Here is a 22,288-nt window from a genome sequence, read left to right as displayed (position 1 = left end):
GACTTGCATGTATTAGGCACGCCGCCAGCGTTCGTCCTGAGCCAGGATCAAACTCTCCAAGAAAGAGTTGATTAGCTCTTGTGTACATAATGTACATTGTTGATTCCGAAGAATCTTTTTTAAACGTTGACGTTTTATTGTTCGTTCAGTTTTCAAAGAGCAATTTTTCTTAAGTATCGCTCCGAGGCGACTTTCTTAATATAACATGTTGAGTTTTTCATGTCAACACTTTTTTAAAAAATATCCGTCAGCTACAAAAACGTTTTTTGTTCGTTTCTCAGCGACGGATATAAATATACCAAGTATTTAATTAAAGGTCAATACTTTTTAAAACTTTTTTACGATAATTTTTTCCCGACTTTATAATAGCGATGGAGTATCCCTTTTCCTTTGGTCTCCACATTCACAACCTCAACATAATGTTTATCAATCAGATACTCTAGAAGCATTGTTAAATCCACTGCATATAAGCCGAGTTCTTCATGATTTAAGATCTCTTGCACAGTCCAATGCTCTCTTTCACTTAAAATATCAATAAGATGGCTGATTCCATCCTTGGTTCTTGAATGAATCAGAAACTCACTTGCTAGAAACAACAGCTCGAGCCGTTTTTCTAAAGGCTCGTGGCTATTCACCAACTCTTCATATAACTTCATAATCTCTGGTTCGATTTGTTTGACCTGATTCCAAACCGTATTCTCCGGATGAAAGCCATGGTCAATTACAGCAAGTCTGGCCAAATGATGCAATGAATGAACAATATGATTGTATGCATCAAAATATTGTTTGTTCTCAAAAAATGCTTTTCCGTCCATATACCGCTTAATAAGCTTGGCAAATTCAAGACCCATTTTCAACTTACGTCCGTGAAAAGGAAATTCCTGCAGTTCTTTCTTCGCCGTTTGCATATATTCATTACGATCAAACAGAATCTTTCCATTATAAATCCAATCAAACACCTTTTTATTAGTGCCAATCAGCAGCCATTCATTTAGCTGCTGCTCCGTAATGATATATAATGCAGCCTTCTTTTCCATATATGTATAATGTTTAATAAAAACCGGTTCATCCGCTTCCGTTACAATAATCAGCAGAACCGCATCAAAGGTATCGGTTGTCGGCAGTGCTTTCTGCCTCTTCTCAACAAGCAAAACACCCTTTGTGTTTGCCTGGCTTGCCCGCTCCTGATAGATCGGGCGGAGAATATCTTCCATTACAATTCCTCCATTAATTAAAGTGAAACTTCAATCCATTTTTCAATCAATAATAGTCATTATACCAGACCATAACGAACAGTTACGATTTCTTTTCCCTGCTAACAATTGAATTCAGACAGTTAGAGAGGGTCATATATGTAATACTTTCGCCAAAATGAAGTTGAATTCCTTCATAAAACAGAGACAATTTTCGACAGGAATAGGAATTGATATTTATAGCAGGCAGGCTTATATGCTATAGTTAACTTTTAGGAGGGTGTTGCATGGCTAAATATTCAAGCAAAATCAATAAAATTCGTACCTTTGCACTGAGTTTGATCTTTGTCGGTTTTATTGTTATGTATATCGGAATCTTCTTTAGAGAATCTCCTGTTCTCATGACCTTTTTTATGTTGCTTGGAACTATATTCATTGTTGCTAGTACAGGTGTTTATTTCTGGATCGGTTTATTATCCACGAAAGCTGTACAAGTTGTGTGTCCAAGCTGCGGTAAATATACAAAGGTACTTGGACGCGTCGATATGTGCATGTACTGCAAAGAGCCTTTAACATTAGACAAAACATTAGAAGGCAAAGAGTTTGATGAAAAATACAATCGTAAATCACAGCAAAACTCGGCAAACTAATGCCGAGTTTTTTGTTTGGCCATTTCGTTCCTATTCTGCAATGAATGACAAAATAAAAAAGCCACCTTAAATTAGGCAGCCTAGTCAATGAATTAGATTAATGCGCTTCTTTTGCAAGACACTCTGGACAAGTTCCGTAGATTTCCATACGGTGATGGCTAACTTTAAAACCCGTTACATGGGAAGCAAGCTGCTCCACTTCATCTAATCCCGGGTAATGAAAATCAACAATTTTGCCGCACTGCTCACAGATTACGTGATAATGCTGTGTTGTAATGAAATCAAAACGGCTTGAAGAATCCCCGTAAGTTAGTTCTTTTACTAATCCAACCTCACGAAATACTCTCAAATTATTGTAAACTGTAGCCACACTCATATTCGGAAACTTTCCTTCTAGAGCTTTATAAATATCATCTGCTGTAGGGTGTGACATGGAGTTTATTAAATATTCAAGTATCGCATGACGCTGAGGAGTAATGCGGACTCCTGTATCTTTTAAAGTATCCAGCGCTTCTTTAAGTTGATCGTGCGTCACGTCATGCACCTCTTTCTAACATAGATTATTACTTTATAATGTTTATAAATAGTGTACTCATTTTACAGTGACTTTGTCAACAATGACAATTGTTCTTCATCTATATGCCTGTCCAACAATTATGCTCCTTTAAATAGTATATACGTTTTTAAAGGTGAAAATTACTTGAACTCCCATCTGCCCTCTCTCCTGCTCAAGTCATAAAAAAACGGACCTTTAAAAGGTCCGCATTATGACTATCTGAGGAGGTATGCCCTAATAAAATGATATTCAGATTGCCGTTTTTTGAATTGGACAAAAGCCTTGAAATCATAAAATAGGCTGGAAATCCGCTCAATTGGGTTCCTCTTTATTTCAATTCTTCTTTTACAAAGCTGTGTACTTCCTCTACATGATCTTTAACCTTTACTTTGCGCCACTCTTTTGCAATCCGTCCCTCTTTATCAATAACGAAAGTAGATCGCTCCACTCCCATGTATTCTTTGCCAAAATTCTTTTTCAGCTTCCAGACATCATATAGTTCAGCTGCTGTATGCTGCTCGTCCGCAAGCAGCGGAAATGGCAGCTCATGCTTTTCAACAAACTTATCATGTCTGTTCAAAGGATCCGGGCTGATGCCAATCACGATGGTGTCTTCTTCTGCAAACTGACTGTGGCGATCACGAAAATCACAAGCCTGTGTCGTACAGCCAGGCGTCATGTCTTTTGGATAAAAATATAAAACAATGTTTTTGCCTCGGTGTTCTGATAGTGTAAATGTCTCCCCTGTACTTGCAGGGAGTGAAAAGTCTGGTGCGAACTCTCCTGTAATTGCTGTCATTTTGACATCTCCTTTATTCATATGTAAAAGTAAGTTTCCCTCTACAAAATAATAATAAACTGTCCAAAAACTTCTCCACTTTTACGTTAATGAAAAAAGAACAGAAAAACAACAGATAAGCATCATGTCTGCTGATCGATATCAAAAACAACTCGCGCTACAAACGCAGTTGGGATTACATAACCAATGAGCGCCTCAATGACAGCGATCATCCGGCCAATGCCAATTGGCGCAATATCCCCATATCCCACAGAAAACAGCGTCATCGCACTAAAATAAAAACCCGTCTCTAGCCGATCCAAAAAACTGACCTCCAGATAGCTAGTTTCTTCTATTAAAACAATATGTCCATTCAAATCAAGAATAATATAGATGAGCCCAAATCCGATCATGATCGTTCCATATAGAAACACTAAATAAATCATGTTCTCAATCGAAACCCATTTCCCTTTGATCCTTTTTGAAGTAAATAAGCTCTGCAGACTCATGATCATGCAAAGCAGGATTAGAACTAAAGAAATATAAAGTATCATCACCATACCTCATTTCAAGCCTGTCTACTCATTCATATGCGCAAAAAATACCTTCTATGAGTGCTTGTCATGTTCCCGGCACATACTCTATAGAGAAAACGTGGTAAACTAGAAAAGCAGAAGGTGCTCGCCCAGGGACGACAAGCTTAAGGCGAGACACCTTTATTTAAAAAGTGTTTAGAAGAGATCCAAGGAGGAATACCCATGCAATTCACAAATTCAGAACGATTACATAGCGAGGCGCTTGAACATATTGTTGGCGGTGTAAATAGCCCATCTCGTTCTTATAAGGCAGTTGGCGGCGGTGCTCCGATTGCGATGGAAAGAGCGAGCGGCGCATATTTTTGGGATGTAGACGGAAATCAGTATATTGATTATCTTGCTGCTTACGGTCCGATCATTACTGGACATGCACATCCTCATATTACAGAAGCGATTACAAGAGCTGCTGAAAGAGGCGTTTTATATGGCACGCCAACACAGCATGAAGTGAAGTTTGCCAAGATGATAAAAGAAGCAATGCCATGGATGGAGAAGGTTCGTTTTGTGAACTCCGGTACAGAAGCGGTAATGACAACAATCCGTGTTGCCAGAGCTTATACAGGTAAAGATAAAATCATCAAGTTCGCCGGCTGTTATCATGGACACTCCGATTTAGTGCTTGTTGCTGCTGGATCTGGTCCATCTACTTTAGGTACGCCTGACTCTGCAGGTGTCCCTAAAAGCATTGCCCAAGAAGTGATCACCGTTCCATTTAATGATATTGAACCTTTTAAAGAAGCATTAGAAAAATGGGGAGATCAAGTGGCGGCTGTCCTTGTTGAGCCAATTGTAGGAAACTTCGGTATTGTAGAACCGCACCCCGGATTTTTAGAACAGGTGAATGAGTTAACACATGCCGCTAACGCGCTTGTTATTTATGATGAAGTAATCACTGCTTTCCGCTTTTCATATGGCGGTGCACAGGACATGCTTGGTGTACGTCCTGATTTAACGGCAATGGGTAAAATTATTGGAGGCGGTTTGCCGATTGGAGCATATGGCGGCAAGAAAGAAATAATGGAAAAAGTCGCTCCGCTTGGCCCAGCTTATCAGGCAGGCACTATGGCCGGAAACCCGGCATCCATCCTTTCAGGAATTGCATGTTTAGAAGTATTAAAGCAAGACGGAGTTTACGAGTATTTAGATCAATTAGGCGAAATCCTTGAAGAAGGCATCCTAAAAGCAGCGAGAGAGCATAACATTCCGATCACAATCAATCGCTTAAAGGGTGCATTAACACTCTACTTTACAGACGTGAAGGTCGAAAACTACGAGCAGGCAGAAAACACAGATGGTGAAATGTTTGCTAAGTTTTTCAAGCTCATGCTGCACCAAGGCATCAATCTTGCTCCTTCCAAATATGAAGCATGGTTCTTAACAATCGCTCATACAGAGGAAGATATTGAAGCAACACTACACGCTGTCAACAATGCTTTTGAAGCATTAGCATCTCAATAATTATACATTTTTTATTCATTAAACGAAGGCTGTTCTGGCCTTCGTTTATACTGAACCAACGATGAAAACGTTTACATATATAGCTTTTTATTCACAGATTATACAATTACCCCAATACCTTCTATCCAACTTTCTGTATATTTAATTGATTTCTGAAAATTCATATGATACTATTAAATCAATATTCTTGTGTAAAACACCCTTTGCTACTTTCGCGTGGTAACGCGGTACATCATTATGTATAACTGCTGATCTCGTCCCTCAAACATTTCAGCACACGATCATAATGAACACGATAAAGTTTCAGATTAATTTTTCTATACAGGAGGTGAACGGCTTAAAGGCCCAGCCTATATAGCCGAAATGATGACAGAGCAATGGACTCCTTCACAATTCAATCAGTTTCATCGACAGGAACACGATGCATGTGGAATTGTCGCAAGTGTTGAGAAGCAAAAAACCCCTACAAGAGAAAATATCTTCAGTTGTATAAATGCCCTCGTAACGATGAATCACAGAGCCGGCTTTATTAACGGCGAAGGTGATGGCGTAGGTATTCATATCGATATCCCCCGTGTATTATGGAAGGAAAAATTAGCAGCAGCTGGTGCAGATGCGAACGCTGCAGATCAAAGTAATTTTGTTGTCGGCCATATTTTCATGTCCAGAGGACAAGATACAGCACAATTCAAAGAAAAATTGATTGAAAAATTAGAAAATAATGGTTTAAATTTTGTATTTCAATCTGAACAAGTGACAGAAGCGTCTGCACTTGGACCAATCGCAATTCAAGAAAACCCTGTTTTCTGGCAATTTGCTTGTACAGCAGATTTAGAGGAAAGTGAACTTTCTAAAACGCTTTTTGCTTTAACCATTGATTTCGAAGAGAACGAACATGTTCATGTTGCTTCATTAAGTCAGCATCATGCGGTCTATAAGGTAATGGGTGCTGGAGATATTCTGCCTAAATATTATCATGATCTTGCTAACCCGCTTGTGGCTTCAACTATGACTCTCGGCCACAACCGCTATTCTACGAATACACTTTCAAGCTTTTTTCGTGTGCAGCCATTTAGTGTACTTGGCCATAACGGTGAAATTAACACGATTGCAAAGCTGCGTGATGAAGCAAAAATGGTGGGTGTGCCGCTTGTAAAAGACGGCAGTGATTCACAGGATTTAAACCGGACAATTGACACATTTATCAGCCGTGATGGCTATTCTCTTTTTGAGGCGGTAGATATTCTCTTCCCGCCGATCGTAAATGAAATTAAAGCATACCCTGAACATCTGCAGAACCTGTATGCTTATATTCGCGAAGCATGGGGACATTTTTCACAGGGACCTGCCGGCATCATTTCCCGATTTGGCGACGAAGCGGTATTCAGTGTTGATGCTCTAGGTTTGCGTCCTCTCTGGATGCTTGAAACCCAAAGTTCTTACCTATTTTCATCTGAACCGGGCATCATTCCGTCCAGTGAATATGTAAATGACCCAAAACCTTTATCTCCTGGTGAAAAAGTTGGCCTTAAATGGGACGGAAATGACATTGTTCTGTATGAACAGAATGAGTACCAGCAGGAAGTGTATGAGCGCTTTTCCGCTAGAATGCTAGTTGATCAATATAAATTGCGTCTGACACCGCCGAAGTTTGATAAAGTCGTATCGATGAACTACCCAGATAAAATTCATAATGGCCAGTACAAAGCCTTTGGCTGGGAGCGAGATCATGTTCAGCTAGTGGAGCAAATGTCGAAAAATGGTGCCGAACCGATTCGCTCGCTTGGACACGATTCTCCACTTGCAGCACTTAATCCGCAGCGTAAGAACATTGCAGATTTTATTAAGGAAAGCGTGGCGGTTGTTACAAACCCAGCGATTGACCGCGATAGAGAAACGGAGCATTTTTCCACAAGAACGGTTATTGGAAGACGCCCATCTCTATTTGAAAAAGAAACAGCAGGAACAGCGATCGAACTGCTTTCTCCTATTTTAATAGAAGGAATCTCAGGCTATCGTTGTGCCAGTGAGTTGAACCAGCCTAGCTTTGACCAAGTGACAAACTTTTTCCAGGAAGAAAAGCTTGTTTCCTATATTCATATTCATTTTCACGAAAGCGAAACATTAAACGACGCAATTGAGCGTCTCAAGAGTGAAGCGATTGAAGCAGTAAAAAGCGGTAAAACGTTGCTAATCCTTGATGATTCGAATGTTCATCAGGAAGGTGCCTATTGGATTGATCCGCATTTAGCGGTGTCTGCCATTGACCAGTCACTTGTAAAGGCAGCGCTAAGACGGGATTGTTCTTTATTATTACGCTCTGCTTCCATCCGCTCTCTGCATGACATCATCACAGCATTTGGACTTGGAGCAGATTTATTAAGTCCATATTATATGTTTATTACGGTTGCGGATGAGGATCAGACTGCTCCGTTAACCAATCTTTTTGCAGCTTTAACGAAAGGGCTTGAAAAAGTCATTTCTACCATTGGAATTCATGAATTAAGAGGATATGGCCGCTTATTTTCATCAATCGGCTTAAGCAAAGAAGTTGCGGATGAGCTTAATATTGTGAACTTCTTTGGCTCTGAGGAGCTGAAATACAATTTCGCTTCTATGCGTGAAGATGGAATTGCCCGTGCAGCCGATTACAACAATGAAAAAGAACGAATCGGCAAAACGTTCAGCCTCTTCCCTCGTATCTGGAAAGCAATTGGCGAAGTCGCTTCAACTGGTGACTATAGCACTTATAAAGAAAAGATTACCGAGCAGGAAGAAGAAAATCCAACAACGATTCGCCACTTAACAAGCTTTAAAAAAGCAAGCGAAGTTTTATCGCCTGAAGAGGTAAATATCGCTGTTGGCGATCATGACTTGCCGTTTATGATCTCTTCCATGTCCTTTGGCTCGCAAAACGAAGTAGCGTTCCGTGCATATGCGGAAGGCGCCGACCGTCTGAATATGATCAGCTTTAATGGTGAGGGCGGAGAAATTAAAGATATGCTCGGCAAATATCCGCGCACACGCGGACAGCAGATTGCCTCTGGACGATTTGGAGTTAACGCTGAGCTCTTAAACTCGACAAACCTGCTTGAAATTAAAATCGGGCAAGGCGCGAAGCCTGGAGAAGGCGGACATCTGCCTGGTTCAAAGGTTACCGCTAAAATTGCCGAAGCACGTAACGCAACCATTGGCTCGGATTTAATTTCGCCATCTAATAACCATGACATCTATTCCATCGAAGACCTTGCGCAAATGATTCATGAGCTGAAAACAGCAAATGATAAAGCCAAGGTTGCGGTTAAGGTCCCTGTTGTTCCGAATATCGGTACAATCGCAGTCGGAATTGCCAAGGCTGGCGCTGATTACATCACACTTAGCGGCTTTGATGGAGGAACTGGTGCTGCAAGAATACATGCGCTCCAGCATGTTGGACTGCCGGTTGAAATCGGCGTCAAAGCGGCACATAATGCCCTTTTGGAAGCTGGATTGCGTGATGGGGTGGAAATTTGGGCAGACGGCGGTATTAAAAGCGTTTCTGATGTGTTAAAAGTAATGCTTCTTGGTGCAAACCGGGTTGGCTTTGGAACATTATCGATGCTTGCGATTGGCTGTACAACTTGCCGCGGCTGTCATTTGGATACATGTCATGTGGGAATCGCTACACAAATCGACTCAGAAGCACAAGCAAAAGAACACGGCTTAAGACGTTTTGTGCCGCGCCAATTTGATTTAGCCGTGCAGGGCATAATGAATTTATTCTCTGCGTTTGGCAAAGAGCTTCAAACACTGGCAGCTGAAATGGGCATTCAAAACGTTCAAGACGCTGTTGGCCGTTCGGATCTTTTAGAACAAGCAAAAGGCAGCGACCAGCTCGACTTAACTTTCCTGTTAAAAACATTGGAAATCCGCCAGCTTGATAAGCATGAAACAGCTTCTGCTCTATCCGAAGCACAGCTTCAAGTGGCAGTTGGAGCCGAGTATCTGGATGCAACGGTTGAAGAATTGCATAGCTCACGTGAATTCAACAGCATTACCTCTGAACAGCGTGTGCTCGGAAGCAGAGTTTCCTGCCACCGTGTCAGAGGCAGACTGGATGGATCTTATAAAGCTCTTCCGCCTGTTGATCTTAAATATAAAAACGGCTCCATCCCGGGCAACGGACTTGGCGCATACAACAGCTTTGGCATCAATATCGAAGTTGCCGGCGGGGCGCAAGATGGGATCGGAAAAACATCATTTGGCGGACAAATTCTTATTTTCAAATCCAAAGGCAAAAATGGTCACTACTATAATGGCTCTGTCGGAAAAGGATTTGGATATGGAGCACAAGAAGGCTTGCTTGTTGCTCAAGGAAATGCGGATGCACGTGCAGGGATTCGCCTCTCCGGCGCAGATATGATCATTGGCGGACAGCTTACGAAGCCTATTCCTGAAAATGAATTCGGCAATATTGGCACAAACGCGAATATTAAAGGATTTGCTTTTGAGTATATGACCAATGGCCGCGGGCTCGTCCTTGGCGATCCTGGCCCATGGATTTGCGCAGGTATGACAGGCGGTGTCGTTTATTTACGCCACCAGCCAGAAAAAGGCCTGACAAAAGAAGCCATTCAGCGCCGTATCGCCAAAGGAGCAAAAGTAACGATTACATCTCTTTCTGAAAAAGGCAAAGAGGATATCCAAGAACTGCTTGGCCAATACATCGCCATGCTAAAGATTCAGGAACAATTCGAAGAAGCTGCTGAATTATCACAGCTGCTCGAAAACCTTGATGATCACTTCCTTCAAGTTATCCCTGTGAAAGAACAGGCAGATCCATCAGTTTCTACTGAGTGATATGAGAAATATTTTTATAAAAGAGAAACGTTTGCTTGTGCGAACGTTTCTTTTTTTGCCTCTATTAGTTATGAGGTGGTTGTGTTTACAATCCCCCCTGCCTCCCTCTCATGTTTATAAGTGATTCCGCCACATATAAATCCCTTAAAAATAACAACCCACCCCAATCAATCCCCCGTCATCTAATTAAAACGTTTCCATAAAAAAGGTAGTAAAACTTTCAAAATTTAGGCTGTTTTTCTTTCAAAAGTTACTTGAACTTCGTGTATAATCCCTGTATAGTACATTATTGTTTAACAACTTGGAAAAACGTTTAAAGTAGATAATATGGACATACTTCCTCATTTTTAGAAGTATATATTGGTTAGAGTGAAACATTTTTTGATGTTAATACGTCAAACAATAGGTATCCATTAAGACTCCTGTATAAGAAAGGAACACATTTTGTATGAAACTTGGCGCCCGCATTTTAAAAACGGGAATCGCAATTATTTTGGCATTATTTTTATCCGAATTATTACAGCTGCCTAATCCTGTATTTGCCGGAATCGCAGCCATTTTTGCTCTGCAGCCTACCATTTACAGATCATATTTATCCATCATTGAGCAAATTCAAGGTAACTCGATTGGCGCTTTTATCGCCGTCATTTTTGTTTTATTATTCGGCAATGATATTTTTATCATCGGCTTGGGTGCAATTATTCTCATAACGATTAACTTAAAGCTGCGAATTGAAAATACGATTGCACTTTCTCTGGTTACGCTGCTTGCCATTATGGAATCACCTGGAGATGAATTTATTCAGTTCGCTCTTATTCGTTTTTCTACCATTATGCTGGGTGTCTTTTCAGCGTTTATCATTAATCTTGTATTTTTACCTCCTAAATATGAGAATAAGCTATATAACCGCATCTCAAATGTCACTGAGGATGTGACTAAGTGGCTTCGACTGACTGTCCGCCGTGCATCTGAGCATCATACCTTAAAATCTGATATTGAAAAAATGCAGGACTCTATCAGCAAATTGGACATGATCTACGCGATGTACAAAGAAGAAAGAAATTATTTTAAAAATAATGCTCTCGCGAAATCGCGAAAGCTGGTTATTTACAGACAAATGATTTCCACCACAAAACGCGCATTAGAAACGCTGAAGAAGCTCCATCGTTTTGATAATGATATGGCGGATATTACAGAGGAATTTCAGTATACCCTGCAGCAGCAGCTGGATTGCCTTATCCACTATCATGAACATGTGATGCTAAAGTTTATTGGCAAGGTTCGTCCACAGGTTTCTTTTGAAGAAGGAGAAGTCACGTTAAACAGACGCGAGCTCTTCCAGGTCTTCATTCAGCAGCAGCGGCAGATGGACACTGATCGCGATATTGAAGAATCCATGCTTCCGCATACCATGCAGATCGTATCTGCGTTCATGGATTATCTTGAGCAGGTCGAACATCTTGATATGCTGATTTCAAGCTTTCAAGCTTATCATAAAGAAGATAACGAAGTAACGATTGAGGAAACGGCAGAAAATTAATAAAAAACAGCTGACCATGGTGTCAGCTGTTTTTTTAATCAAAAGAGGAATTTTTCAATTTTTATGGAAGTATGAGATATACCATTCAGCACAAGGAGTTTACCCATGACAAAACAAATCAATATCTGGGCTTTTATATTATCAATCTGCTTTGTTTTTCTCTTTTTTATGATGCCTGGAACCGAATCTATTTTTGGCTTACATCCGCTCTATCTTCTTTTCTTTATCACGGTATTAACATTTATACTAAGCTTAATAGGATTTTTAGGCATTCAAAATTGGAAAAGTGCTATTCGGAGTATCGTCTCTGTGGTACTAACACTGGGGTTAGCTGCTATTCTTATTTTCATAATATTTGTTGGAAGCTTATAGAAAACGCCTGGAGAACACGAAGTCTCCAGGCGTTTTCTTAATTCTCCAGCTGCTGCACTTGAAAGAGCTTATAATAACTTCCTTGTTTTTTCATGAGCTCATCGTGAGAGCCTTCTTCCATGATTTGGCCATGCTCGATTAAAATGATTCGATCTGCATGAGTAATGGTAGAAAGGCGGTGCGCCACAATAAAGGTGGTTCGGTCTATTGCCAGCTCCTCTAATGACTCCTGAATAAGGTGTTCGCTTTCTAGGTCCAATGCAGATGTGGCTTCATCTAAAATTAGAATCGGAGGGTTTTTCAGGAAGATACGAGCGATCGCAATCCGCTGTTTTTGTCCTCCTGACAGCTTCACACCTCGTTCGCCCACTTTCGTATCATAGCCTTCTGGAAGACTCATGATAAAATCGTGCGCATTGGCTGCTTTTGCCGCCTGAATAACTTCCTCATCTGTTCCCTCTGGTTTCCCCAGCAGAATATTGGTTTTAACCGATTCGCTGAATAGAATATTATCCTGCAGAACCATGCCAATCTTATCTCTTAAACTGCGGACTTTGAAAGAACGGATATCTGTCCCATCAAGAAGGATTGATCCATCTGACACATCGTAAAAACGCGGAATCAAGCCCACTAAGGAAGACTTTCCGCCTCCGCTCATGCCGACTAGGGCGACTGTTTCTCCCTTTTGGATATCAAGGTTGATATGTTTTAATACATCTTCCTCATTTTCATTATATTTAAAGCTGACATCCTTGAACTGAATATGGCCGTTTACTTCCTTGCATTCCACTGCATTTGGCGCATCATCAATATCATATTTTTCATCAAGGAGCTCAAATACACGGTCCATTGAAGCAATTGACTGTGTCAGTGTAGTCGATGAATTAACAAGTCTGCGCAGTGGTGCGTATAAGCGATCAATATATGCTATGAACGCCATCATAACACCGAGTGAAATATCTCCTTGAATTACCTGGTAGCCAGCATAGCCAATGACAAGCAGCGGCGAAATGTCGGTAATCGTGTTTACAACCGCAAAGGCTTTTGCGTTCCATTTTGTATGGTCAATCGCTTTTTGCAGGAAGTTGCTGTTCTGCCGGTCAAAATTCCCTTGTTCATAATCCTCTGTCGCAAAGCTTTTAATTACAGCCATCCCTTGCACCCGCTCATGCAGATAGCCTTGCACCTCGGCGAGTGCCTGGGAACGTACACGTGTTAATTTTCGCAGATTGCCGAAAAAGTATTTAACCGAAAAAGCGTAAAACGGAAATAAGATCAATGACACGATGGTTAATGTGATGTCCATATTAAACATAATTATGACAGCAATAATGATCGTAGACACATCAAGCCAAAGATTCATTAATCCTGTGACAACAAAGGTTTTCGTTTGCTCAACATCATTGATGACCCGGGAAATGACTTCCCCAGCCCGTGTATTGGCATAATACTTAAAGCTTAGCTTTTGAATATGTACAAATAAGCGGTCACGGATATCATATAAAATTTTGCTGGATACCCATTGTGCAAAATATTGGCGATAATATTCAATCGGCGGTCGTGCCACAACAAAAATGACAATCATACCGCCCATCAGCCAAAAAAGTGTACTTGTCTTTTCAGAATCGGCTGCATCACCGCCAATAATATCATCGACGACATATTTAATCAGCAGCGGAATCAATAATGGAATGGCAAATTTAATAATTCCAATGATAATCGTTCCGATAATCTGAAGCCGATATGGCTTTACGAATTGCATATATCTTTTAATACTGTTCAAGTAGCCTCCACCCTTTCAAGGCCTAAAAAAATGCATATCTTTTGCACTCGTTTTAAATTGACCCGTTCCTCATGCTTTCATACCTAATGTTTCTTCCCTTCAGTGCAAAAAGAAAACTTGCCATATTGGCAAGCCGAAAAGACAATCATTAGGCTTCACGTATATTTCTATGCTGCTAAAACATTTAAAAAGCTAAAACCTGTTGACAATCCGTTCAACAGGCAACTCTTAGGCATTTTAACCCTAAATACTAGCGTCTGTACGTTAAATAGCGCTCATACCAAATGTCGATAAAATCAGGTGCAAAAGGACCTTTGCGCTGGCGAATCCATTGAATGAGCTTGTCCACATTGGACCACAGAATTTGATCAATCGGAGCAGGGTAATTCATTTCTTGACGATGGCGTTCATATTCGTCTTCATCCAATAAATTGAAGGTCATATCAGGAAACACTTTAATATCAAGATCATAATCGATATATTTTAATGCTTCCTCGTCGTATATAAACGGCGAGCTGATATTGCAATAATAGTAAACGCCGTCCTCTCTGATCATTCCAATAATATTAAACCAGTATTGGGAATGAAAATAACAGATTGCCGGTTCTCTCGTTACCCATGTTCTGCCGTCCGATTCTGTTACAATGGTCCGATCATTGCCGCCGATGACAAGATTTTGCGTACCTTTTAATACCGTTGTTTCCTCCCAGACGCGATGGATGTGCCCATTATGTTTATAGCTGTGTATTTGTATTGGAGATCCTTCTATGGGTACGGCCATTTTTTCCCCTTCTTTCATTTCTGGAAGCTTTGAAACCTATAGTCCTCTAGAAGCAAGCAAAACGGCTGCTTTTCTTTTAGACACTGAGTACCTTAGATGAATATGGAGCAGATATCTGCTTACCCGCTGTTCATATAAAGTTATCCGATCTGATCCTTTGAAAAGAATTCTTATCATTAAAAATTCCTCTTCACTTCGAACGACGAAAGGCTTGCAAAGAACGATTCCTATTTCTTCTTATTATAACGGTTATACGCTCATTTTAAAACAAAAGAACCATTGAAATGGCTCAATGGTTTAAATAATGCATCTATTTTGCTGTAGATCCTGTCCTTTATACAGGAACATTCATGTCCTGATAAGACCGGATCACCTCTTCTGTCTGTGTTTCGAATATCTTATGAATGGCCTTCAATTCATTTTTCATCATTTTAATTTCATGCTGAATGCTTTCAAGCTCTGTTTCCTGCTGAATTAGCTGCAGCTGTTCCTCAATCTCTTCACAGCGCTCCAGCTCCCCTTGAAGAAACAATAGCTTGTCCATCGTTTTCATCTGCTCTGATACTAAAAGGTTAAACTCACGCACCATTTGCCACCATCCCTTTTGTGATCTCCTAATACAAATTCGCGGCAGAACCCCTTTTCCCTTTGACTGATAATGTAGACTTAATGGAAGTTTTGTCGAGGATGTGCTGATGTTCTATATTGAAGCAGCAAAAAAACCAGGAGAAACTTCCCCTGGTTTCTACGAATAATCATAAGGTCCATCTTCAAGCAGATGGCATGCTGCTTGATGTTCGATCTCGCTCAGCGAATGCAGCTTAGGCTCTTCCACCGCACAGCGGTCCATGGCATATGGGCAGCGGGTGTGGAAGCGGCACCCTGCTGGCGGATCAATCGGCGACGGCACATCTCCTTTTAAGATGATTCTTTCTTTCTTTTTCTCTCCCACATTGATGCTTGGGATCGCAGATAAAAGCGCTCTTGTATAAGGATGCTGCGGATTTTCAAACAGAGAATCCTTATCCCCTATTTCCACTATTTTACCGAGATACATAACAATGATGCGATCCGATATATGGCGGACAACCCCTAAATCATGTGAGATAAATAAATACGTCAGCTGGAATTTTTGCTGAAGTTCTTTTAATAGGTTTAAGACTTGAGCCTGGATCGATACGTCCAGTGCCGACACGGCTTCATCGCAAATGACCAGTTTCGGATCGACTGATAAGGCACGGGCAATCCCAATTCGCTGCCGCTGTCCGCCGCTAAATTCATGTGGATAACGATCCATTTGATGCGCTCCAATGCCTACTGTTTGCAGGAGATCCTCGACCTTCTGGCGTCGCTCTTTCCTGGGAACCACATTTTGAATCTCAAGCGACTCTTCCAGGATTTGTCTTACCGTTTGCCTTGGATTTAAAGAGGCATAAGGATCCTGAAAGATGATTTGCAGGTCCTTGCGTTTTTTTCGCATTTTGGCCTTATTTAAACTTAATAAATTCTCTCCATCGAATAAAATATCACCTGAAGTGGGGTCATCTAAACGCAGGATCGCCCTTCCCGTCGTTGATTTTCCGCAGCCGGATTCTCCCACAACACTGACTGTTTCTCCTTCATACACGACAAAGCTAATATCATCCACAGCCTTTACGTGGTTCACTGTACCGCCAAACACGCCGCCTTTAATCGGGAAATACTGCTTTAAATTATTGACCTCTAACAACGCTTTCTTACTCATGAGTTGACACCGCCTCTTCTTGCTTTTCCCATTGATCGGTGTGCATCCAGCAGCGCACTTGGTTTCCATCTTCTTTCGTTTCCAATGCCGGCAGCTCTCGATGACAGATCTCTCTCGCATGTGGGCATCTTGTCACGAATCTGCAGCCGGACGGCAATTCAAATGGACTTGGCACAGACCCTTTGATCACAGACAATTCTCCTTCAACCTTTAAGTCATGTCTTGGAACTGAATTTAGGAGTCCAATCGTGTAAGGATGCTTTGGATCTGTAAAAATGGTTTTCACATCTGCATACTCAACGACTTTTCCACAATACATAACTGCGACACGATCACACATTTCCGCAACGACCCCAAGATCATGGGTAATAATCATTAAAGAGGTTCCCAATTCTTCCTGCAGCTTTTTTATTAATTCTAGTATTTGTGCTTGGATCGTCACATCAAGTGCGGTTGTCGGTTCATCTGCAATTAATAGCTCAGGATTACAAGCAAGGGCAATCGCGATCATAACACGCTGCCGCATTCCGCCAGAAAGTTCAAACGGATACTGCTTGACCCTTTTCTCTGGAGATGGAATTCCTACTAATTTCAGCATTTCTATCGCTTTCACGCGTGCTTCTTTTCGATTAAGCTTTTGATGAATCCGGAGTGACTCTGCAATTTGCTCGCCACATGTTAAAGTCGGATTTAGGGAGGTCATAGGCTCCTGAAAGATCATAGAGATTTTATTTCCACGAATATCTCTCATTTCTTTCTTTGTTTTCGTTAAAAGATTTTCTCCTTTAAAAACAATTTCTCCATCGACAACTTTACCGGCTGGTTCTTGAACCAGTCGCATAATAGATAAGGAAGTAATACTCTTGCCTGAACCAGATTCCCCCACGATGCCAATGGTTTTGCCTTTTTCTATTGAAAAATCTACTCCATCAACGGCCTTTACTTCTCCTTCATCTGTGAAGAAGGAGGTACAGAGATTTCGAACTTCCAGGATATTCTCTTCATTTGATATATTCATCCTTCTCACCTTCCTTTAATTCAGCTCAATTCGTTTATTAATTAAACGATATGTGATATCAACGATAAAGTTTACGACGACAAACAAGACGGCACATACGAGAATGGTCCCTTGCACCATTGGAAAGTCACGCATTCGGATTGAATCGACAACTAAGCGTCCCAATCCATTAATAGCAAAAACGGTTTCTGTGATAACCGCTCCGCCTAGTAATGTACCAAACTGCAAACCTACGATTGTGACAACCGGAACGAGCGCATTTCTTAAAGCATGTTTATAAATAACTACTCTGTCATGAACCCCTTTTGCATAGGCTGTGCGAATATAATCATTGTCAAGGACCTCAAGCATACTGGAACGTGTCATCCGCGCGATAATTGCTGCTCCCCCTGTACCGATCGTTAACACAGGAAGCACCATATGTTTCCATGATTCCCAGCCAATCGTTGGGAACCAGCCTAAATTAACAGAGAAGAAATAGATTAGCATAATTCCGAGCCAGAAATTCGGCATCGACATACCGAATAGGGCGACAATCATGAGTGATACATCCGAAAATGAATATTTTCTAGTAGCAGAAATAATCCCAGCGATTAATCCTAAAATCACTGCTAAAACTGTCCCATAAAGCGCTAACTCAAATGTAATCCATATACGATTTGTAAATATCTCTTCTGTTACGGCCCGATCTGTCCGGATAGAGGTGCCCAAGTCACCTTGAATAGCGTTTCCGACATAGCGGAAATACTGCTGATAAAGCGGATCGTTTAACCCTAAATTCTCCCTCATTTGTTCTAATTGGGCTTCATCAGCTCTCTCCCCTGCCATTATTTGCGCCGGATCCCCCGGAATCAAATGCATCATAAGGAATACAGCTAACGTCACACCGATCATGACAGGAATTGTTTGAAATAATCTTCTAATGATAAAAACAAACATGTCTCTCACCTTCCTTCATTATCTTTTTGTTTTAGGATCCAGTGCATCTCGCAATCCGTCTCCAAATAAGTTAAAGCCTACTACAACGACTAAAATAATCAGACCAGGAAATAAACTGATATGTGGTGCCTGAGCCATAAATGATCGTCCCTGAGCCAGCATAGTTCCCCATTCAGGCGTTGGAGGCTGTGTTCCGAGTCCCAGGAATGATAGTGCACTTGCAGTAATGATAGCTGATGCTATGTATAAGGTTGATTGGACAATGATGGGTGAGGTAATATTCGGTAAGATATGTTTGAAAATAATTCTAAAATCACTTGCTCCCACTGCACGAATGGCATCGACATACTCCAGCTTTTTTACACTGAGAGTTGAACCGCGTACAATCCTCGCAAAAGTTGGAACAGCAAAAAATGCAACAGCAACAATTACATTTGTAGTGCTTGGACCAAGAATACTGACAATAGCCAGCGCCAAAAGAATTCCCGGAAATGCCAGTAGAACATCACATATTCTCATAATCAATGAATCTACCCATTTTCCGTAATAACCTGAAACGATTCCTAATATGATGCCAACGACTGCACCTAGGATTGTTGATAGAATTCCAACCGTTAATGAAATACGGGAGCCATATAGAATTCTGCTTAGAATATCCCGCCCTTTGTCATCGTTTCCAAACCAATGATCAGCAGACGGCGGAGCTAATCTTTTACTCATGTCCATCGTAGTAGGATCATAGGGAGCGATTAGCGGTGCGAGGATTGCCAGGATCGTAAAGATCAGCACGACAATTGCCCCTGCGAGAGCTGCTTTGTTTTTTGCTAATTTTTTGTAAAATGATGCCCAAGGAGTTGTACTTTTATTTTTTGTTTTAATAGGAATACCTGTAGATTCTTGCAACTGGGGATGACTCATTCTTTTTCCTTCCTTTCTGTCGATTGTTCTTTCAATTCAGTCTTTTTTATAATATATAGTATTCATAATTATTACAATAGTTTTATTATTTGGTTTTTACTGTTTCTTATATCCTATGTTTCCAGATACTCTAATAGAAAGGATATTTCTTCATAGATGAGAAAACTTCCTTATATTCATATAATATTCAAATAATTATATATTTTTGTTAAAAATCTAGTTGTACTTATTGAATTTTTAGACTATTATAAAAATACACATGCCAAGTGTGTGTAAACTTTACTATTTTTAGGGGGAGTCAAATGAGAAACAAAAAAAATGCCTTTCTAATCCTATTGCTATCACTTTTTCTTGTGTTAGCGGCGTGCAGTACAGGTAGTAACACAGAGCCAGAAGACAATAATGATAGTGATGGTGAAAATGCTACTGAGAACGAAGAGCCTAGTACAGATGGCGGCGAATTAGTATTCGTTACTCCATCTGATGCCCCAACTCTAGATCCTCATGGTGTTAATGACACTGCATCCAATACTGCTACTACACAAATTTTAGAAAGATTAGTTGATTATAGTGAAGATGGCTCAATCGTTCCATTGCTGGCAACAGAATTTGAAGCGATTGATGATACGACTTGGGAGTTTAAATTGCGCGAAGGCGTAAAATTCCATGACGGTACAGACTTCAATGCAGAAGCTGTAAAAGTGAATATTGAGAGAATTACAAACCCTGACTTTGCTTCTCCAAAAGCATTCATTTTGAATGTAATTGAAGAGGTTGTCATTGTGGATGATTACACAGTTCAATTCAAGACAAGTGCGCCATTTGCTCCACTGCCGGCTCACTTAGCTCATAATGCTGGTTCGATCATTGCTCCATCAGCAATTGAAGAAGAAAACAGCGGCGGTAAAAAAGTAGATGAAAACCCAATCGGTACTGGCCCATTCAAGCTTTCAAATTGGAACCGCGGTGCTGAAATTGTATTTGAAAAGAACGAAGATTATTGGGGCGAGCCTGCAAAAATTGATACCCTTAAATTCGTAGTAGTTCCTGAACAAGCAACTCGTGTTGCGATGATTGAGACTGGTGAAGCACATGCTATGCTTTTAGGTGCATCTGACGTTTCCCGTGTTGAAGCAATGGAAAACATTGATATCGATCGCGTGAAAGGTACACGTATGGACTATGTTGGCTTCAACGTTACAAAAGAACCGTTTAATGATGTAAGAGTTCGTCAGGCAATCAGCATGGCGATTAACAAAGATGAAATTGTAACTGGAATTTTAGATGGTCAAGGGATTCCTGCAGTTGGACCTCTTGCTCCAACAGTTGTAGGAAACTACCAGGATTTAGAGCCACTGGGTTATGATGTGGAAGAGGCAAAAGCATTATTAGCTGAAGCTGGCTTCGAAGATGGTTTCGAAACTACTCTATACGTTAATGATGGAAGCCAAGAGCGTGCAGACATTGCTGAAATGGTTCAGGCTCATTTAGCTCCAATTGGCATCGATGTATCGATCGAGGTTGTTGAGTGGGGTGCATTCCTAGAGCAAACAGCTGCTGGTGACCACGAAATGTTTATCCTAGGTTGGACAACAGTAACAGCTGACGCAGACTACGGTTTGTATGCATTATTCCATTCTTCACAGTTTGGTTCACCGGGTAACCGTTCTTTCTATAAGAACGAACGTGTTGATGAACTGCTTGATCTAGCACGATCTGAATCAGATACTGATGCACGTAATGAAGCTTACAAAGAAATCTCAGAAATTCTGGTAGAAGAAGTGCCAATGGTTTACTTGCAGCATCCTGACTTTGTCCATGCACTTAATGGAATTGAAGGAATATTTGTAAACTTCAGCGGTACTCCATTCTTCCATAATGTATCATTAAAATAATCCGGATTTCCAAGGGGACGGTTACCTGTCCTCTTGACTTCTCGGTCTCAATGCCAGAAAAAAGCACCCTCCGTTGAAAGGGTGCTTTTTTCGTTACGTATCAATTATTTGCTGTTGCCAGAGTTTTTACCTTTTTGAGCTTCAGCACGTGCGTTACGTTCTTTCACTTCTTGTACGTTAGTTTCAGAAGCGAACTCAGTTCCGTATTGACCTTGACCAGCAGATTGAGCGTTTTGTTGTCTTACTTCTTGAACGTTAGTACCAGATTGTGTTTTGTTTGGTTGTTTTGCCATTGTAATCACCTCCACGCTCATTAATTTGTCCTTGAACGCAGAAAAGTATCCAACTTTTTTTAGAAAAAAAATCAAATAATTTTTAAACGATGATTATGGCCTATGTTTGTTGCTTAAATGTCAGAAAGAATGATTGTTATTAAACTAACAGTGAAATTCCGCCATCAACAATAATCGTTTGCCCGCGGATCATGCTTGATTCTTCTTTTGTCAGGAACATGATTGCATTTACCATGTCATCAATTGATACCATGCGGCCAGCTGGTGTTTTTTCAGCTGCTTCTGTCAGCAGTTCCGCGCGATTTGGGAAATGCTTCAATGCATCTGTATCAACTGCTCCGCCAGAAACAGCGTTTACCACGATATTTTTTGATGATAGCTCTACAGCCAAATACCTTGTCAAAGCTTCTAATGCAGCCTTTGACACACCTACGACCGTATAGTTTTCTAAATAGCGGATGGATCCAAGTGAGCTGACGCTGATGATTTTTCCGCCTCCGTTTTTCTCCATCAGTTTCGCTGCTTCCTGTGCACAAAATAGCAGTGCCTTGCTGTTAATATTCATGGTCCAATTCCAATGTGACTCTTCTAGCTCCATTGCTGGACGCTGAACGCCTGAGGCTGCATTATTGACGAACACATCAAGTCTGCCAAATTCACGATCGATTTCCGCAAAAAGATGCTTAATTTTATCCACATCTCCTACATTTGCCTTAACGGTAAGAACCTTTCTTCCCAGCTTTTCAATTTCCGCTGCCGTTTCTTGTGCGGCAGTTTTGCTGCGTGCATAGTTTATAACGATATCGTAGCCTTCTTTTGCTAATTTTAAGGCTGTTTCCTTCCCGATCCCTCTGCTGCTTCCTGTAATCAATGCTACTTTTTGTGTCATGTTCAAAACCCTCTCTTTACCATGCTTATGTACTAAACACTATTGC

General features: G+C 40.9%; 19 protein-coding genes and 1 rRNA gene. 6 read left to right on the top strand and 14 right to left on the bottom strand.

Going from position 1 to position 22,288, the window contains the following annotated elements; all coding sequences use genetic code 11:
• Positions 1 to 63 (bottom strand): 16S ribosomal RNA (locus F7732_RS15395); the annotation flags it as partial.
• A gap of 275 nt (positions 64 to 338) precedes the next feature.
• Positions 339 to 1,214 (bottom strand): nucleotidyltransferase-like protein, encoded by an 876-nt coding sequence (locus F7732_RS15390; protein ID WP_066449152.1) that lies wholly within the window; start codon positions 1,212 to 1,214, stop codon positions 339 to 341.
• 266 nt (positions 1,215 to 1,480) lie between these two features.
• On the opposite strand from F7732_RS15390, the gene F7732_RS15385 reads away from it, so the two are divergent.
• Complete coding sequence (locus F7732_RS15385; RefSeq protein ID WP_066449155.1) at positions 1,481 to 1,843, top strand: YgzB family protein; 363 nt, start codon at positions 1,481 to 1,483, stop codon at positions 1,841 to 1,843.
• Between the two features lie 97 nt (positions 1,844 to 1,940).
• On the opposite strand, the gene perR is transcribed toward F7732_RS15385, so the two are convergent.
• The 3 genes from perR to F7732_RS15370 all read right to left on the bottom strand — a co-directional run bounded on the left by perR (position 1,941) and on the right by F7732_RS15370 (position 3,731).
• A complete protein-coding gene (perR, locus tag F7732_RS15380; RefSeq protein WP_066449157.1) occupies positions 1,941 to 2,378 on the bottom strand; it encodes a peroxide-responsive transcriptional repressor PerR in 438 nt (145 codons plus the stop codon).
• A gap of 349 nt (positions 2,379 to 2,727) precedes the next feature.
• Entirely contained in the window at positions 2,728 to 3,198 is a 471-nt protein-coding gene (gene bcp / locus F7732_RS15375; protein ID WP_066449177.1) for a thioredoxin-dependent thiol peroxidase, read from the bottom strand.
• A gap of 122 nt (positions 3,199 to 3,320) precedes the next feature.
• Positions 3,321 to 3,731 (bottom strand): ion channel, encoded by a 411-nt coding sequence (locus tag F7732_RS15370; protein WP_151574887.1) that lies wholly within the window; start codon positions 3,729 to 3,731, stop codon positions 3,321 to 3,323.
• A gap of 204 nt (positions 3,732 to 3,935) precedes the next feature.
• Here F7732_RS15370 and F7732_RS15365 point away from each other — a divergent pair, with 204 nt between their 5' ends.
• The 4 genes from F7732_RS15365 (at position 3,936) to F7732_RS15350 (ending at position 11,982) form a co-directional block, all read left to right on the top strand.
• Positions 3,936 to 5,231: a glutamate-1-semialdehyde 2,1-aminomutase gene (locus F7732_RS15365; RefSeq protein WP_151574886.1), complete on the top strand. Its 1,296-nt coding sequence runs from the start codon at positions 3,936 to 3,938 to the stop codon at positions 5,229 to 5,231.
• 366 nt (positions 5,232 to 5,597) lie between these two features.
• Entirely contained in the window at positions 5,598 to 10,070 is a 4,473-nt protein-coding gene (locus F7732_RS15360; protein ID WP_151574885.1) for a glutamate synthase-related protein, read from the top strand.
• Positions 10,071 to 10,518: 448 nt separating this feature from the next.
• Positions 10,519 to 11,610, top strand: coding sequence for an FUSC family protein (locus F7732_RS15355; RefSeq protein WP_151574884.1), 1,092 nt, complete (start codon positions 10,519 to 10,521; stop codon positions 11,608 to 11,610).
• Positions 11,611 to 11,715: 105 nt separating this feature from the next.
• A complete protein-coding gene (locus F7732_RS15350) occupies positions 11,716 to 11,982 on the top strand; it encodes a hypothetical protein (RefSeq protein ID WP_151574883.1) in 267 nt (88 codons plus the stop codon).
• A gap of 37 nt (positions 11,983 to 12,019) precedes the next feature.
• Here F7732_RS15350 and F7732_RS15345 read toward each other — a convergent pair whose 3' ends face one another.
• The 7 genes from F7732_RS15345 to nikC all read right to left on the bottom strand — a co-directional run bounded on the left by F7732_RS15345 (position 12,020) and on the right by nikC (position 19,165).
• Positions 12,020 to 13,765, bottom strand: coding sequence for an ABC transporter ATP-binding protein (locus tag F7732_RS15345; protein ID WP_151574882.1), 1,746 nt, complete (start codon positions 13,763 to 13,765; stop codon positions 12,020 to 12,022).
• A gap of 250 nt (positions 13,766 to 14,015) precedes the next feature.
• Complete coding sequence (gene ntdP / locus F7732_RS15340; protein WP_066449191.1) at positions 14,016 to 14,546, bottom strand: nucleoside tri-diphosphate phosphatase; 531 nt, start codon at positions 14,544 to 14,546, stop codon at positions 14,016 to 14,018.
• Between the two features lie 334 nt (positions 14,547 to 14,880).
• Positions 14,881 to 15,132, bottom strand: coding sequence for a YgaB family protein (locus F7732_RS15335; RefSeq protein ID WP_151574905.1), 252 nt, complete (start codon positions 15,130 to 15,132; stop codon positions 14,881 to 14,883).
• 159 nt (positions 15,133 to 15,291) lie between these two features.
• On the bottom strand, positions 15,292 to 16,290 hold the full coding sequence (locus F7732_RS15330) for an ABC transporter ATP-binding protein (RefSeq protein ID WP_151574881.1): 999 nt from the start codon (positions 16,288 to 16,290) through the stop codon (positions 15,292 to 15,294).
• Entirely contained in the window at positions 16,283 to 17,308 is a 1,026-nt protein-coding gene (locus tag F7732_RS15325) for an ABC transporter ATP-binding protein (protein WP_151574880.1), read from the bottom strand. Before F7732_RS15325 ends, F7732_RS15330 begins: the two co-directional genes overlap by 8 nt.
• Before the next feature lie 15 nt (positions 17,309 to 17,323).
• Complete coding sequence (locus F7732_RS15320) at positions 17,324 to 18,247, bottom strand: ABC transporter permease (RefSeq protein WP_066449199.1); 924 nt, start codon at positions 18,245 to 18,247, stop codon at positions 17,324 to 17,326.
• A gap of 18 nt (positions 18,248 to 18,265) precedes the next feature.
• A complete protein-coding gene (nikC, locus tag F7732_RS15315) occupies positions 18,266 to 19,165 on the bottom strand; it encodes a nickel transporter permease (RefSeq protein WP_151574879.1) in 900 nt (299 codons plus the stop codon).
• 302 nt (positions 19,166 to 19,467) lie between these two features.
• Here nikC and F7732_RS15310 point away from each other — a divergent pair, with 302 nt between their 5' ends.
• Complete coding sequence (locus tag F7732_RS15310; protein ID WP_151574878.1) at positions 19,468 to 21,060, top strand: glutathione ABC transporter substrate-binding protein; 1,593 nt, start codon at positions 19,468 to 19,470, stop codon at positions 21,058 to 21,060.
• Positions 21,061 to 21,164: 104 nt separating this feature from the next.
• On the opposite strand, the gene F7732_RS15305 is transcribed toward F7732_RS15310, so the two are convergent.
• Both F7732_RS15305 and fabL read right to left on the bottom strand, forming a co-directional pair.
• On the bottom strand, positions 21,165 to 21,353 hold the full coding sequence (locus tag F7732_RS15305; protein WP_151574877.1) for a gamma-type small acid-soluble spore protein: 189 nt from the start codon (positions 21,351 to 21,353) through the stop codon (positions 21,165 to 21,167).
• A 139-nt stretch (positions 21,354 to 21,492) separates the two neighbouring features.
• Positions 21,493 to 22,242: an enoyl-[acyl-carrier-protein] reductase FabL gene (gene fabL / locus F7732_RS15300; protein ID WP_151574876.1), complete on the bottom strand. Its 750-nt coding sequence runs from the start codon at positions 22,240 to 22,242 to the stop codon at positions 21,493 to 21,495.
• Positions 22,243 to 22,288: the final 46 nt, after the last annotated feature.

The sequence above is a fragment of the Bacillus mesophilum genome (genome assembly GCF_008923265.1).
In the GTDB taxonomy this organism is placed as follows: domain Bacteria; phylum Bacillota; class Bacilli; order Bacillales; family Cytobacillaceae; genus Cytobacillus; species Cytobacillus mesophilum.
Note: the sequence above shows the minus strand (reverse complement) of the source record. Positions and strands in the feature narration are given on the sequence as shown.